16 protein-coding genes are annotated in these 14969 nt (G+C 65.0%); 13 read left to right on the plus strand and 3 right to left on the minus strand.

Going from position 1 to position 14969, the window contains the following annotated elements; genetic code table 11:
- The first annotated feature begins 80 nt into the window (after positions 1-80).
- Together WAO18_RS22055 and WAO18_RS22060 are read left to right on the plus strand one after the other, a co-directional pair.
- Complete coding sequence (locus WAO18_RS22055) at positions 81-404, plus strand: ATPase (RefSeq protein ID WP_422208360.1); 324 nt, start codon at positions 81-83, stop codon at positions 402-404.
- A gap of 36 nt (positions 405-440) precedes the next feature.
- Positions 441-947: a DinB family protein gene (locus WAO18_RS22060; protein WP_422208361.1), complete on the plus strand. Its 507-nt coding sequence runs from the start codon at positions 441-443 to the stop codon at positions 945-947.
- A 4-nt stretch (positions 948-951) separates the two neighbouring features.
- Here the strand turns inward: WAO18_RS22060 and fadD2 are convergent, their stop codons facing one another.
- On the minus strand, positions 952-2628 hold the full coding sequence (fadD2, locus tag WAO18_RS22065; RefSeq protein ID WP_422208362.1) for a long-chain-fatty-acid--CoA ligase FadD2: 1677 nt from the start codon (positions 2626-2628) through the stop codon (positions 952-954).
- 65 nt (positions 2629-2693) lie between these two features.
- Here fadD2 and WAO18_RS22070 point away from each other — a divergent pair, with 65 nt between their 5' ends.
- The 10 genes from WAO18_RS22070 (at position 2694) to WAO18_RS22115 (ending at position 11329) form a co-directional block, all read left to right on the plus strand.
- Positions 2694-3917, plus strand: coding sequence for a DNA polymerase domain-containing protein (locus WAO18_RS22070; RefSeq protein WP_422208363.1), 1224 nt, complete (start codon positions 2694-2696; stop codon positions 3915-3917).
- Between the two features lie 18 nt (positions 3918-3935).
- Positions 3936-4919, plus strand: coding sequence for an ABC transporter substrate-binding protein (locus tag WAO18_RS22075; protein ID WP_422208364.1), 984 nt, complete (start codon positions 3936-3938; stop codon positions 4917-4919).
- A gap of 47 nt (positions 4920-4966) precedes the next feature.
- A complete protein-coding gene (locus tag WAO18_RS22080; protein ID WP_422208365.1) occupies positions 4967-5596 on the plus strand; it encodes a 5-oxoprolinase subunit B family protein in 630 nt (209 codons plus the stop codon).
- Between the two features lie 10 nt (positions 5597-5606).
- Entirely contained in the window at positions 5607-6512 is a 906-nt protein-coding gene (locus WAO18_RS22085) for a 5-oxoprolinase/urea amidolyase family protein (protein WP_422208366.1), read from the plus strand.
- A 21-nt stretch (positions 6513-6533) separates the two neighbouring features.
- Positions 6534-7079: a GNAT family N-acetyltransferase gene (locus WAO18_RS22090; RefSeq protein ID WP_422208367.1), complete on the plus strand. Its 546-nt coding sequence runs from the start codon at positions 6534-6536 to the stop codon at positions 7077-7079.
- Between the two features lie 118 nt (positions 7080-7197).
- Positions 7198-7494, plus strand: coding sequence for a hypothetical protein (locus WAO18_RS22095; RefSeq protein ID WP_422208368.1), 297 nt, complete (start codon positions 7198-7200; stop codon positions 7492-7494).
- A gap of 78 nt (positions 7495-7572) precedes the next feature.
- Entirely contained in the window at positions 7573-8400 is an 828-nt protein-coding gene (locus tag WAO18_RS22100; protein ID WP_422208369.1) for a hypothetical protein, read from the plus strand.
- 40 nt (positions 8401-8440) lie between these two features.
- Positions 8441-10357, plus strand: a complete 1917-nt coding sequence (locus tag WAO18_RS22105) for a fumarate reductase/succinate dehydrogenase flavoprotein subunit (protein WP_422208370.1) — start codon at positions 8441-8443, stop codon at positions 10355-10357.
- The gene (locus WAO18_RS22110; protein ID WP_422208371.1) at positions 10357-11103 is read left to right on the plus strand and encodes a succinate dehydrogenase/fumarate reductase iron-sulfur subunit; all 747 of its coding nucleotides are present in this window, start codon (positions 10357-10359) and stop codon (positions 11101-11103) included. Before WAO18_RS22105 ends, WAO18_RS22110 begins: the two co-directional genes overlap by 1 nt.
- A 64-nt stretch (positions 11104-11167) precedes the next feature.
- The gene (locus WAO18_RS22115; protein WP_422208372.1) at positions 11168-11329 is read left to right on the plus strand and encodes a hypothetical protein; all 162 of its coding nucleotides are present in this window, start codon (positions 11168-11170) and stop codon (positions 11327-11329) included.
- On the opposite strand, the gene WAO18_RS22120 is transcribed toward WAO18_RS22115, so the two are convergent.
- Both WAO18_RS22120 and WAO18_RS22125 read right to left on the minus strand, forming a co-directional pair.
- Positions 11326-11814 (minus strand): flavin reductase family protein, encoded by a 489-nt coding sequence (locus WAO18_RS22120; protein ID WP_422208373.1) that lies wholly within the window; start codon positions 11812-11814, stop codon positions 11326-11328. The genes WAO18_RS22115 and WAO18_RS22120 overlap by 4 nt on opposite strands.
- A 40-nt stretch (positions 11815-11854) precedes the next feature.
- A complete protein-coding gene (locus WAO18_RS22125) occupies positions 11855-12907 on the minus strand; it encodes an isopenicillin N synthase family dioxygenase (RefSeq protein ID WP_422208374.1) in 1053 nt (350 codons plus the stop codon).
- 165 nt (positions 12908-13072) lie between these two features.
- On the opposite strand from WAO18_RS22125, the gene WAO18_RS22130 reads away from it, so the two are divergent.
- Positions 13073-14908: an acyl-CoA dehydrogenase gene (locus WAO18_RS22130; protein WP_422208375.1), complete on the plus strand. Its 1836-nt coding sequence runs from the start codon at positions 13073-13075 to the stop codon at positions 14906-14908.
- Positions 14909-14969 lie beyond the last annotated feature (61 nt).

Consider the following 14969-nt stretch of genomic DNA (forward strand, 5'->3'; position numbering starts at 1 on the left):
GCTGCGCAACCCAGCGTTGAGGGACATACTTATGTCCTGATCTACTGAAAACTCGCGCCAGCCGAAGGTCGTCCCGCCGCATGGAACCCAGCTCGCCACCGTTTCGGGCCAAGCCGCCCCAAGGCGCAGACTCCTCGGCGCGGACCGAGCGCCTCCCGAGCATCCGGCCGAACGACACCCGGCAGAAGCCCGAGCCGCCGTCGCGCAGCCAGCGCACTCGGCGCACGGTCGACCTGCCCCCGGCAACGCACCGGGCCCTGGACATCTGGCAGCGAGAAGCCGCTGACCGGCTCGGGTTCGCCCGGGTCACGGGGCAAGAAGTCATCAGCGCGCTCATCGAGCTGCTGCTGATAGACGCGAAGCTGTCGGCCGAGGTGACGCGAAGCATCCGCGAGCGGCGCTGATCTCACGGACGAACGGGCAGTGCTAGCTTCGCCGTCATGGCAGAAACACCGCGTCCCGATCGTCGCGAACAACCGGTTGCCGGCGAGCGCGCCACCCTGGAGGCTTTCCTGGACGACTATCGAGACATCTTGGTACGCAAGGTTTCCGGCCTCTCCGACGACAATGCCCGGCGCACGCTCGTCCCGTCGCCGACCACGGTGGGCGGGTTGGTCAAACACCTGCGTTGGGCGGAGTACGGCTGGTTCGACCAGCTCTTGCAGGAACGCAGCGACGACAACCGGCGCGCGCACGACCGGTCCTGGGAGTTCGACTTCGTTCCCGAGGAATCACTGCCGACGCTGCTAGCCGAGTACCAGAGCCAGTGCGACCACTCGCGACAGATCGCCGCGCAATATCCCCTGGACCACGTGGTGCCGCATCGGCGCTTCGGCACGGTCTCGCTGCGCTGGATCTACGTGCACATGATCGAGGAGACTGCCCGTCACACCGGGCAACTCGACATCCTGCGCGAACAACTGGACGGCACTACCGGCTTCGACTGACGAACTAGTCGACGTCGATCTCGCGCAGCTCGCGTTTGAGGATCTTTCCGGTCGGGTTGCGCGGCAACTCGTCGAGGAAGATCACCTCACGCGGCACCTTGTACTTGGCCAGCTGGTCCTTGACGTGCTTCTTGACGGCGTCCTCATCAAGGCTGGCGTTGCCTTTCTTGACCACGAAGGCACGCAGCCGGTGACCCCACTCCTTGTCTTCGACGCCAATCGCGGTGGCCTCCACGACATCTGGATGCCCGCTGATGCAGTCCTCCACTTCGGCCGGGAAGACGTTCTCGCCACCGGAGACGATCATCTCGTCGTCGCGGCCACTGATGTAGAGCAGGCCGTGCTCGTCGAAGTAGCCGACGTCGCCGGATGACAGCAAGCCGTCGATGATCTGCTTGTTGCCGCCGCCGGTGTAGCCCTCGAACGGAAAGCTGGTACCCACAAAGATCCGGCCGACCTCGCCTTGCGGTAACTCCTTGCCGTTCTCGTCGTAGATCTTGACCTTGACTCCCTTGACCGGAGGCCCGGCTGTCGTGGAGTTGAACTCGAGGTGCTTGGGCTGCGCGATCGTGGCGAACGCGATCTCGGTGGACCCATACATGTTGTAGACGACCGGTCCGATGTCTTTCAGCGCCCGTTCGGCCACGTCGGCACCCAGCGCCGACCCGGAGACGAAGATGATCCGCAAGCTCGACAAGTCGGGCTTGTGGTCGAGCTTCTCCAGCGCACCGAGCATGCGCGACAGCATCACGGGGACCACCACAACGGCGGACACCTTGTGCTTCTCGATGTCCTCGAACACCTGCTCTGGCTTGAATTTGCTGTGCAGCACCAAAGTTGACCCCAGGAACATGCCGATCGTGGCATGCAGAAATCCCAGCGCGTGGAACATCGGCGCCGGCAGCGAGGTCACCTCGTTGGCCTTGAACGGCACGTGCGACAGGATTCCGCCGATCGGGGCCAGTGTCGGTGGGGTACTGCGGTTCGCGCCCTTCGGCGTGCCGGTCGTGCCGCTGGTCAGGATGATGATCGAGGAATGCTTGGTCGCCTTGGGCGCGGGCGACTTGCTGTGGGCGGCGACCAGGTCGGCCAGCGTCTCGTCGGTGCTGCCGGAGTCATCCCCATCCGGGTTGATGTCCAGGGCTCGCAGTTTGCCCAGCGGCGGATCGGCCTTGCTGACGTCGTCGGTGTACTCGTCGTCGTAGATGATCAGCTTGGCGCCCTCACGCTCGGACACCTCTTTGATCTGCGGGCCGGAGAACGAACTGTTGAGCAAGATGATGCGGGCCCCGACCCGCGCGCACCCGAATTCGGCGATCGCGAACCAGCGGTGGTTGCGGGCCAGAATCGCGACCCCGTCACCGCCGCGCACACCCATGGCCAATAGCCCGTGCGCGACCGCGTTCGCGGCCTCGTCGAGCTCTTTGTAGGTGAGCGAACCCTCGTCGTCGATGATCGCCGCTCGGTTCGGCGTGCGCCGGGCGTTGAACGACGGCAACATGCCGATCTCGCCCCACTTTGCGATCTCGGTGGCCATCGCGGCGTAGTTCAGCGGGTTCTCCAACCTGAACGTGCCCGATTCGATGATCTTGCGGAGGTAATGCAGTTCGGACGCGCCGCGCTCGGCGTACTGCTGGAGTTTGGCTATCGCCTGCCCTGGGAGATCGATGAGATTAGGCATGCCTTCACACTATGTGACGGACGTCGCAGTGCGGCCAGAACAGATTCGCGAATTAGCATGAACCCATGGCTCCGGTGTCGCTGGACGTGGGCGGACGCCAGGTCGAGGTCACCCATCCCGACAAGGTCATCTTTCCCGATCAGGACGGGCGGCCCGGCCACACAAAACTCGACCTGATCCGGTACTACCTTGCTGTCGCCGACGGCGCCCTGCGCGGCGTCACCGGTCGGCCCATGATCCTGAAGCGGTTCGTCAAGGGCATCGAGCAGGAGGCGGTCTTTCAGAAACGCGCGCCGGAAAAGCGGCCCGCCTGGGTCGACGTCGCCGAGCTGCGGTACGCGCGCGGCACGTCCGCCAAGGAGGCCGTCATCCGCGATGCCGCGGGCCTGGCCTGGGCGATCAACCTGGGCTGCGTCGATCTCAACCCGCATCCGGTACTTGCCAACGACCTCGATCACCCCGACGAGCTCCGCGTCGACCTGGACCCGATGCCCGGCGTCACGTGGCGGCAGATCCTCGAGGTGGCACAAGTCGCGCGAGAAGTGCTCGAGGACTATGGCCTGACCGCGTGGCCCAAAACATCCGGGTCGCGAGGCTTTCACATCTATGCGCGCATCGTTCCGGACTGGTCGTTTCGCCAAGTGCGGTTGGCCGCGCAAACGGTGGCTCGGGAAGTGGAGCGCCGAGCGCCGGACTTGGCCACCAGCCGGTGGTGGAAAGAGGAACGCGAGGGGGTGTTCGTCGACTTCAACCAGAACGCCAAAGACCGCACGGTCGCGTCCGCGTATTCGGTGCGAGCCACTCCGGACGCGCGAGTCTCCACACCGTTGCGGTGGGACGAGGTCGCCGACTGCGACCCTGCCGCCTTCACCGTGACGACGGTGCCGCAGCGGTTCGCAGAGGTCGGCGACCCGTGGGAGGCAATGAACGACAACGCCGGCAATCTCGACCGGCTGCTGGCGCTGGCCGAAGAACTCGGGCCCGCGGAAAAGGCGCCGAAGGGCGCCCGCCGCGACGGTGGGACCGGACGGCGTCAGTCCGTCATGCCGCTGATCGAGATCGCCCGCACCAAGACCAAGGATGAGGCGATGGCCGCGTTGGACACCTGGCGGAAGCGCCATCCCGCGGCGGCCGAACGCTTGGAACCGGCCGACGTGCTGGTCGACGGCATGCGCGGACCAAGTTCGATCTGGTACCGGATCAGGATCAACCTGCAGCATGTGCCGGACGACGAGCGGCCACCGCAGGAGGAGTTGATTGCCGACTACAGCCCGTGGCCGACCCGCTGACCGCGCTAGGCTCACGCCGTGGACCAGCAATGGAATCGCCGGGGGTTCCTGCGCGCCGGCGCGGCTGCCGGCCTGCTCACACTCGCGGGCTGCTCGTCGGACAAGGCGCGGCCCGCAGCGACCGGTGGCGGCGGCAAGGGGCCGGTCACCATCACGCATGCCTTCGGTGAGACCACGATCCCGCAACCACCCAAACGGGTGGTCAGCGCGGGATTCACCGGTCAGGACGACCTGCTGGCGCTCGGGATCGTCCCCGTCGCGGTCACCAATTGGTTCGGCGATCAGCCGTTCGGGGTGTGGCCGTGGGCCCAGCCCAAACTCGGCGCATCCAAACCCGTTGTGTTGAACCTGGACAACGGAATTCAGGTCAAGCAGATCTCCGGCCTCAAACCCGACCTGATCGTCGCCATCGACGCCGGCCTCGATCAGGACACCTACCAGAAGCTGGCCGCGATCGCCCCGACGCTGGCGCAGTCCGACGGTGACGCATTCTTCGAACCATGGAAAGACCAAGCGAAAGCCATCGGTCAGGCGGTCTTCCAGTCGGGCCAGATCGCCACGCTGATCAACGGTGTCGACAAGGGCTTCACCGCCGTCGCGGACAAGTACCCGCAATTCAAGAATAAGCGGGTGTTGCTGCTCCAAGGCAAACTGCACGACGACAACGTCGTCGCCACCACCGGGTGGCAAACCGACTTCCTCAAGCAGATGGGCTTAGGCATCCCCGAGAGCCTCGCCGCGCTGGCCACCGATCAGCAGCGGGCATTCATCCCGCGTGACAAGGTCAAGTCGGTCCTCGGCGACGCCGAACTGCTGATCTGGACGACCGAAAGCGATGCGGAACAGGCTGCCCTGCTGGCCAATCCGGATGTGGCGGCGCAGCGTTCCCGCAGCGTGTTCACCACCAAGGACCAAGCCGGCGCCATCGCCTACGCGTCGCCGCTGAGCTACCCGTTGGTGGCGGACCAGTTGCCCGCGCTGATCGCCAACGTCCTGCGCTAAAGCCGGACTGCCTGGCGGGCCACACGGCACAGGGTTACCGTCGAGCAATGAGCAGGGGCGTGACGGACACCGTTCTGGACTACGGGGATCAGGCGCTGTTGCTGCAATTCGACAGCACCGCCGAGGTATTGGCGTGGACGGGCGCGCTGAGCGATGCCACGATGCCCGGTGTGCTCGACATCGTCCCGGCCGCCCGGACAGTGCTCCTCAAACTCGACGGCCCGGGCCGGCAGGGTGCGGTCCGCCGTCAGCTGCGCGCACTGCGGGTGACGCCCGAGGCCTCGGCGCCCGCCCCGGCCGAACCCACCGTGATCGACGTTGTCTACGACGGCGCCGACCTCGCCGAGGTCGCTGGACTCACCACGATGACCACGACGCAGGTGATCAGCGCTCACACCGCCCGCCCGTGGCAGGTCGGATTCTGTGGTTTCGCACCGGGTTTCGCGTATCTGGTCGGCGGCGATCCGCATCTGACGGTGCCCCGGCGGTCCGAGCCGCGCTCGTCGGTCCCGGCCGGTGCGGTGGGCCTGGCCGGGGAATTCACCGGAATCTACCCGCGCCGCTCCCCCGGCGGTTGGCAGCTGATCGGCCACACCGACGCGGTGCTGTGGGATATCGATCGGCCCGATCCGGCGTTGCTGACGCCGGGCATGTGGGTCCAGTTCCGGGCTGCGTAGCGAGGCGGGCATGACAACCCTGGAGGTCTTGCACACCGGACCGCTGGCCGTCGTCCAAGACCTCGGCCGCGTCGGGCTCGCCCATCTCGGCGTGAGCCGGTCGGGGGCGGCCGACCGGCGTTCCCACACGCTGGCCAACCGGCTGGTGGCCAACCCGGACGACCGCGCGACGATCGAGGTGACGATGGGTGGGTTCGTGGCGCGAATCCGCGGCGGCGGCGTCGACATCGCAGTCACAGGCGCCGACACTAATCCGCGTGTTGGCTCAACGATGTTCGGCGCCAACAGTATTCATCATGTTTGCGACGGCGAGGTGATCACTCTTGGCATCCCGGAGTCCGGGCTGCGTAGCTACCTGGCCGTGCGCGGAGGGATCGACGTCACACCGGTGCTGGGCTCCCGCAGCTACGACGTGATGTCGGCGATCGGCCCGCTGCCGCTGGAGGCCGGCGACGTGTTGCCGATCGGAGAACACACCGAGGGGTATCCCGAACTCGACCAGGCACCGGTGGCGCCGATCTCCGATCATCTGGTCGACCTTCTGGTGGCCCCCGGGCCGCGCGACGATTGGCTCGCCGCTCCCGACGCCCTGGTGCACACCATCTGGATGGCCTCCGACCGCAGCGATCGGGTGGGCATGAGACTCGAGGGGCGCCCGCTGCTACACCGCGACCCGGGGCGCCAACTTCCCAGCGAAGGCGCGACCCGCGGCGCGATCCAAGTGCCGCCCAACGGATTACCGGTGATCCTCGGTCCCGATCACCCGGTAACCGGCGGCTACCCGGTGGTGGGAGTGGTCGCCGACCAGGACATCGACAAGCTCGCCCAGGTGCGGCCGGGCCAGCACCTGCGACTGCATTGGTCGCGGCCCAGATTCAGGCCGACTTCCATGTCGAGTTCGGTGACGGCGGACTAGTCGACCTGGTAAACCAACAGTGTGCCCATCCAGGTTCACACCGCCCGCCTGGTACACACCGCCGACTTGGAAAGCGACGCGCGGCAGCGCGCGCACGAGATGGTCAGCGATGCGTTCGCCGGCCAATTCACCGACGCCGATTGGGACCACGCGCTGGGCGGGATGCACGCACTCATCTGGCACCGCGGCGCGATCATCGCGCACGGCGCGGTGATCCAACGGCGGCTGCTTTACCGCGGGGTCTCGCTGCGCTGTGGATACGTGGAAGCTGTTGCGGTGCGCGAGGACTGGCGCGGACAGGGTCTGGCCATCGCGATCCTCGATGCCTGCGAGCAAGTCATCCGCGGCGGCTACCAGCTCGGTGCGTTGAGTTCCTCTGATCGGGGCAGACGGCTGTACACGCTGCGCGGCTGGCTGCCGTGGCGCGGCCCGACATCGGTGTTGGCGCCGGGCGGACCAATCCGCACACCCGACGACGACGGGTCGGTGTTCGTCTTTCCGCTCGGCACCGACCTGGACAACACCGCGGGTCTGGCGTGCGACTGGCGCGACGGAGACGTCTGGTGATCGCGCCTCACCAGGGGTGACTGCGCCCTGGCGTGATCCGTCTCACGCTGACGCGTCGCGCCGGATAGTATTGGCGGTGTTCTGTGATCCACGACACCTTCAGTCCCAGGGAGATCCGTTGTCCAGCACTACCGAACTGGCCGAACTGCACGATCTCATCGGCGGCCTGCGGCGGTGTGTGAGCTCACTGAAGGCTCGCTACGGCGACAGTCCGGCAATGCGTCGCATCGTGATTGACGCCGACCGGATCCTCAGCGATGTGGAATTACTTGACATCGATGTTTCGGAATTAGACTTAGCGCGCGTCACCGTGCAGCAATCCGGTGAAAAGATAGCCATTCCCGACACCGATTACGACGGCGACTTTTGGCGCGACGTCGACCAGGAGGGTGTCGGGGGCCACAACAGGTCCTGACAACTCAAGCCCGCCGCGAATCCAGGGGCTCCCTCTGTGTAGTCTTCGACGAACAGCCCGTTCGAAGAGGAACAATTGATGAGCGCACCTACGGCGAACCGTCCTGCGTCCGGTGTCTTTTCACCCACGCGCGCACACATCCAGGCACGCACGCTACGCACCGACCGGTGGTGGATGTCGCCGCTGCGAATTGACTTGGGATTCGCCGCATTTGTGATCTACGCGACCTTCCGCGCGTTCCAACAGAATTACTTCTTCGTGCCGAAGTACCACATGCTGACGCCGTTCTACTCGCCATGCGTCAGCAAGGCTTGCGGGGAGGCCAGCGACTTCTGGCCGCAGATCCTGCCGCACGTCTGGTGGCTACCGTTCGCGGCGCTGACACTGCCGTTTCTGCTGCTGTTCCGGCTGACCTGCTACTACTACCGCGGCGCCTACTACCGCACGGTGTGGCAGTCGCCCACCGCCTGCGCGGTGGCCGAGCCCCGCGCCCACTACAGCGGCGAGACCAAATTCCCGTTGATCGTGCAGAACACCCACCGGTACTTCTTCTACATCGCCGGCATCATCTCGGTGATCAACACCTACGACGCGATCATCGCGTTCCATTCCGACAGCGGGCCGGGTGGATTCGGCTTCGGCCTGGGCAACGTGATCATGGTCGTCAACGTCGTCATGCTGTGGGTCTACACGGTGTCCTGCCATTCATGCCGCCACGTCACCGGCGGACGGCTCAAGCACTTCTCCAAACACCCTGTGCGGTACTGGATCTGGACACAGGTCAGCAAACTCAACACTCGGCACAAGTTGTACGCCTGGATCACCCTTGGCACGCTGATGCTCACCGATTTCTACATCGCACTGGTGGCCGGTGGCGCCATCCCGGACCTGAGATTTGTTGGCTGACAAGCCGTTTCACGGATATCAAAGAGTTTAGTGAGGTTCCATGACTGAGGTCGAACGGCACTCCTACGACGTCGTCGTGATTGGTGCCGGCGGCGCGGGTTTGCGCGCGGTCATCGAGGCGCGGGAACGCGGCCTCAAAGTTGCGGTGGTGACCAAGTCGCTGTTCGGTAAGGCCCACACGGTGATGGCCGAGGGCGGCTGCGCGGCCGCGATGGGTAACACCAACCCGAAGGACAACTGGACCACCCACTTCGGCGACACGATGCGCGGTGGGAAGTTCCTGAACAACTGGCGGATGGCCGAACTGCACGCCAAGGAGGCACCCGACCGGGTTTGGGAGCTGGAGACCTACGGCGCGCTGTTCGACCGCCTCAAAGACGGCAAGATCAGCCAGCGCAACTTCGGTGGCCACACCTACCCGCGGCTGGCGCACGTCGGCGACCGCACCGGCTTGGAACTGATCCGCACGATGCAGCAGAAGATCGTCTCGCTGCAGCAGGAAGACCACGCCGAGCTGGGCGACTACGAGGCCCGGATCAAGGTCTTCGCCGAGTGTGCGATCACCGAGCTGATCAAAGACGGCGACGCGATATCCGGGGCGTTCGGCTATCACCGCGAAAGTGGCAACTTCGTCTTGTTCGAAGCCCCCGCCGTCGTCATGGCGACCGGCGGTATCGGCAAATCGTTCAAGGTCACCTCCAACTCCTGGGAGTACACCGGCGACGGCCACGCCCTGGCACTGCGGGCCGGCGCGACGCTGATCAACATGGAGTTCGTCCAGTTCCACCCGACCGGCATGGTCTGGCCGCCGAGCGTGAAAGGCATCCTGGTCACCGAGGGTGTGCGCGGCGACGGCGGAGTGCTGAAGAACTCCGACGAGAAGCGCTTCATGTTCGACTACATCCCCCCGGTGTTCAAAGGCCAATACGCCGAGAGCGAGCAAGAAGCCGACCAGTGGCTCAAGGACAACGACTCGGCCCGTCGCACCCCGGACCTGCTTCCCCGCGATGAGGTCGCCCGTGCGATCAACTCCGAAGTAAAGGCCGGCCGCGGCACCCCGCACGGCGGGGTTTACCTGGATATCGCTTCCCGACTCACACCCGAGCAGATCAAGAAGCGGTTGCCGTCGATGTACCACCAGTTCATGGAACTGGCCGGGGTCGACATCACCAAAGAGCCGATGGAAGTCGGACCCACCTGCCACTACGTGATGGGCGGTATCGAGGTGGACGCCGACACCGGCGCCGCCACCGTTCCGGGGCTGTTCGCGGCCGGCGAGTGCTCCGGCGGGATGCACGGCTCCAACCGGTTGGGCGGCAACTCGCTGTCTGACCTGCTGGTCTTCGGCCGTCGAGCCGGCCTGGGCGCCGCCGACTACGTACGCGCATTGAGCAGCCGTCCGAAAGTCTCTGACGATGCCGTCGAAACTGCGGCCAAGCGGGCCCTTGCCCCCTTCGAAACCCCGAAGAACGGTGCCAGCGCAGAGAACCCGTACACGTTGCAGCTCGAGCTGCAGCAGTCGATGAACGACCTGGTCGGCATCATCCGCAAGGCCGAGGAGATCACCGAGGCCCTCAGTCGACTCGACCAGCTTCGCGAACGGTTCAAGCACATACACGTCGAAGGACCCCGGCAGTACAACCCCGGTTGGAACCTGGCCCTCGATATGCGAAACCTGCTGCTGGTCAGCGAATGCGTCGCCAAGGCGGCATTGGAGCGCACCGAGAGCCGCGGCGGCCACACCCGCGATGACCACCCGGGGATGGACGCCTCGTGGCGCAAGGTTCTGCTGGTCTGCAGTGCCGCCGGCGGCGACGCGGTGGTTCCCGACATTTCGGTCACGCACAAGGACCAGATCCCGATGCGGCCCGACCTGCTCGAGGCTTTCGAGATCTCCGAGTTGGAGAAGTACTTCACCGACGAAGAGCTGGCCGACCACCCAGGACGGAGAGGCTGATGAGCTACAACGCAACCCTGCGGGTATGGCGTGGCGACGACTCCCACGGTGGGCTGCAGGACTTCACCGTAGAGGTCAATGAGGGCGAGGTGGTGCTCGACATCATCCATCGCCTCCAGCAGACCCAGACGCCCGACTTGGCGGTGCGGTGGAACTGCAAGGCCGGCAAGTGCGGTTCGTGCTCGGCTGAGGTCAACGGCAAGCCCCGGTTGATGTGCATGACGCGGATGTCGACCTTCGCCGAAGACGAAGTGGTCACCGTGACGCCGATCCGGACGTTCCCGGTGATCCGAGATCTGGTGACCGACGTGTCGTTCAACTATCAGAAGGCCCGGGAAATCCCGTCATTCGCGCCCCCGAAGGATCTACAGCCCGGTGACTACCGGATGCAGCAGGAGGACGTGGAGCGTTCTCAGGAGTTCCGCAAGTGCATCGAGTGCTTCCTGTGCAACAACGTCTGTCACGTGATCCGTGACCACGAGGAGAACAAGGAAGCGTTCGCCGGCCCGCGCTATCTGATGCGGATCGCGGAGCTGGACATGCATCCGCTCGACACCGTCGACCGGCGTGACCAGGCGCAGGAGGAGCACGGCCTCGGCTACTGCAACATCACCAAGTGCTGTACTGAGGTCTGCCCCGAGAACATCAAGATCACCGACAACGCGCTCATCCCGATGAAAGAGCGGGTCGCCGACCGCAAATACGATCCGGTTGTGTGGCTGGGCAACAAGCTGTTTCGTCGCTGAGCATCGGGTGTCAGCCCACCGCTGATCCGCGTACCGTTAGGTACAACCAGAAAGGCGGTGACCGATGACGATCCGAAAGCCCACCAGCGTCACCAGTATTCGCACGGCGATCAAGGAGTTGACGTCGCGCGCTGAACTCGCGCACAAAGAGGGCCGTGACGAGGACGGCGCGGAAATCGAGCGTCGAATCCAGGCTTACCGCGAGGAGCTCGGCCGGCGCCCCTAGACCCCGAGTCGCCGGAAAACGCTGCGGTGAAAAACGATCGGCGCAACCTCTGCGTCGACTCGAACGTCGCTGACCCGTAACACCACGATCGTGTGGTCCCCAGCGGGAATCAGTTGCTCGATCGCGGTTTCCATCCAGAGGCTGGTGCCATGGATGAACACCGCACCACTGTCGTAGGACACCGTTTCCAGGTCGGCGAAACGATCGCCGGTCTTGGCGGCCAAGGTCCGGGCGGCGCCGTCGTGTGACTCGCCCAGAACGCTGATACCCAGCGCGCGTACGTCTTTGAGTTTCGGCCACGTCGTCGAGGTGTTCTGCACGCAGAACGACACCAACGGCGGTTCCAGCGACACCGGAACAAATGTGCTGGCCGCCAGCCCCTCGCGAACACCGTTGACTTCGGCCGCGATCGCGATAATGCCGGACGGGAAATGGCCAAATGCCTCGCGCAATGAGGTAGGCGTCAGCTTGTCAGATGGGTTCACCGGGTTTCACTCGCGTCGACGGGATCTCGTGGAGCTGACCCTACCCGGCGGGCGTTACAACTTGCGCGCTGCCCGTCACGTAGCCGTGCGCGGCTGCGACGTCCGGATGAGCCCGCAACCTGCTTTTCCACGCGTTGCGGCCATACACCGAAAAGATCGGGTCGGACGGATCTGCCAGACGCCCGGCGTGCTGGGCGAGTTCCGCGGGCAACGACAGCGTCGGGATCTGCGCGTCCAATCGCGGGTTGAAGAAGTACGGCACCGAGATCCGGTCAGCCGCCTGGCGCAGATTCACCCGATGCTCGGTGGCCCGTAGGTAGCCGCCCGTCGCCAACTCCAGCAGCTCACCGATGTTGACGATGAATGCCACGTCCCGCGCGGGTACGTCGACCCAGTCGCCGTCGCGTCCCGCCCGCACCTGCAATCCCTGACTGCCGGGCTCGGCGAGCAGCAGCGTCAGCACTCCGGAGTCCCGGTGTGCGCCCACGCCTTGGGAGCTGGCCGCGATAGCCGGGTAGTGCACGATCTTGATCAACGTGGCCGGCGCCCCGGCGAAGGCTGCGTCGAAAACGTCCGCCGGACTGCCCAGCGCGGCGGCCCAGTGGCTCAACAGTGTGCGGGCCACCTTCGCGAGGGCCGCATCCCACTCCGCGATGATCCCCGGCAACTCCGGCACTCCCGCAGGCCACTGGTTGGGGCCCTGCAGCCACAAGTAGTCCGGCCGGCCCGGGCCGCCGATCGGCTCGCGCTCCGGGCCGATGTCGATCTGTTCGCGCCAGTCCACCTCACTGCGGGTCAGCTCACCACCCAGTCGCGTATAGCCACGGAAATGCGGGCTGCGGACCATCGCGACGGCATCCTTATCGGCTTGCGGCAGCGCGAACAAACGGCGTGCCACCGCCAGCACACGGTGCATGAGCTCGTCGGGTACCTGGTGTCCGGTCAGGTAGAAAAATCCCACCTCGTGGGCGACCTCGCGGAGGCGTTCCCTCAGTTGGCCAGAGTCGTGACCGAGGTCCACTTCCGGCAGCGTCGTGACGCTTGACACAATTGACACCTTTTCATCATTCCCGCAGGTAAACGGGTATGCCATGGTCTTGATCAGCGCGAACCCAACTGGTTGGTTGATTAGGCAGTGAAATTTAGCTCACAGTCGCTTGCGTCCGGTTACCCGCCGGTATAGTTTAGCCGTGTTACTGGTGGGTAACTTAGATCCAAGTACCCAACCTAAAGTGGCGTTCTCATCGAGGAGGAACCAGTGAGCCACTACAAGAGCAATGTCCGCGACCAGGTATTCAACCTGTTCGAGGTATTGGGCATCGACAAAGCATTCGGCGAAGGCGACTATGCCGACCTGGATGCCGACACGGCCCGCGAGATGCTCACCGAAATGAGCCGACTGGCCGAAGGCCCCGTCGCAGACTCGTTCGTCGAGGGCGACCGCAATCCCCCCGTGTTCGACCCCGAGACACACACGGTGACGCTCCCCGACTCGTTCAAGCAGTCGGTGCATGCAGTCATCGAAGCCGGTTGGGACAAGGTCGGCCTGGACGAGGAGCTGGGCGGCATGCCCATGCCCAAGGCGATGCTGTGGGCGCTGCACGAGCACCTGCTCGGCGCCAACCCGGCGGTGTGGATGTACGCCGGCGGCGCGGGATTCGCCCAGATCTTCTACAACCTGGCCACCGAAGAGCAGAAAAAGTGGGCCGTGCTGGCCGCCGAGCGCGGCTGGGGCTCGACCATGGTGCTCACCGAGCCGGACGCCGGCTCGGACGTCGGCGCCGGCCGGACCAAGGCCATCCAGCAAGACGACGGCTCGTGGCACATCGACGGTGTGAAGCGATTCATCACCTCGGGTGACTCGGACGACATGTTCGAGAACATCTTCCACTTGGTGCTGGCGCGCCCCGAGGGTGCCGGACCCGGCACCAAGGGTTTGTCGCTGTTCTTCGTGCCGAAGTTCCTGTTCGACTTCGAGACCGGCGAGCTGGGCGAGCGCAACGGCGTTTTCGTCACCAACGTCGAGCACAAGATGGGCCTGAAGGTCTCCGCGACGTGTGAACTGACCTTCGGGCAGCACGACGTTCCGGCCAAGGGCTGGCTGGTCGGCGAGGTGCACGACGGCATCGCGCAGATGTTCGAGGTCATCGAAAACGCCCGCATGCTGGTCGGTACCAAGGCCATCGCGACGCTGTCCACCGGTTACCTGAACGCCCTGGCCTACGCCAAGGAGCGGGTGCAGGGTGCCGACCTGACGCAGATGACCGACAAGACCGCGCCCCGGGTGACCATCACGCACCACCCGGACGTGCGTCGCAGCCTGATGACCCAGAAGGCTTACGCCGAGGGCTTGCGTGCGCTGTACCTCTACACCGCGACCTACCAGGACGCGGCGGTGGCCAAGGCGCTGCACGACGTGGACGGCGATCTCGCGGTCAAGGTCAACGACCTGATGCTGCCGATCGTCAAGGGCGTCGGCTCCGAGCAGGCCTACGCCAAGCTCACCGAGAGCTTGCAGACCTTCGGTGGATCCGGCTTCTTGCAGGACTACCCGATCGAGCAGTACATCCGTGACGCCAAGATCGACTCGCTCTACGAGGGCACCACTGCCATCCAGGCGCAGGACTTCTTCTTCCGCAAGATCGTCCGGGACAAGGGCGTTGCGCTGGGCTATGTCGCGAATGAGATCGAACAGTTCGTCAAGAACGAGGCAGGCAATGGCCGGCTGAAGGCCGAACGTGCGCTGCTGGCGACCGCGCTGGCCGACGTGCAGGGCATGGCCGCCACGCTGACCGGCTACCTGATGGCCGCGCAGGAGAACTCAGCTGAGCTCTACAAGGTCGGCCTGGGTTCGGTGCGCTTCCTGATGAGCGTCGGCGACCTGCTCATCGGCTGGTTCCTGCAGCAGCATGCCGCCAAGGCCATCGAGGCGCTCGACGCCGGGGCCAGCGGCGACGATCGCGCCTTCTACGAGGGCAAGATCGCGGTGGCGTCGTTCTTTGCGAAGAACATGCTTCCGCTGCTCACCAGCACCCGTCAGGTGATCGACACCCTCGACAACGAGGTCATGGAACTGGACGAGGCGGCCTTCTAACCTTCTCGAGCCGCTTCGAACCAAAAAGCCCCCGGTCTCTTCCCGGGGGCTTTTTGCATTG

The sequence above is a fragment of the Mycobacterium sp. genome, assembly GCF_049278535.1.
GTDB lineage: Bacteria > Actinomycetota > Actinomycetes > Mycobacteriales > Mycobacteriaceae > Mycobacterium.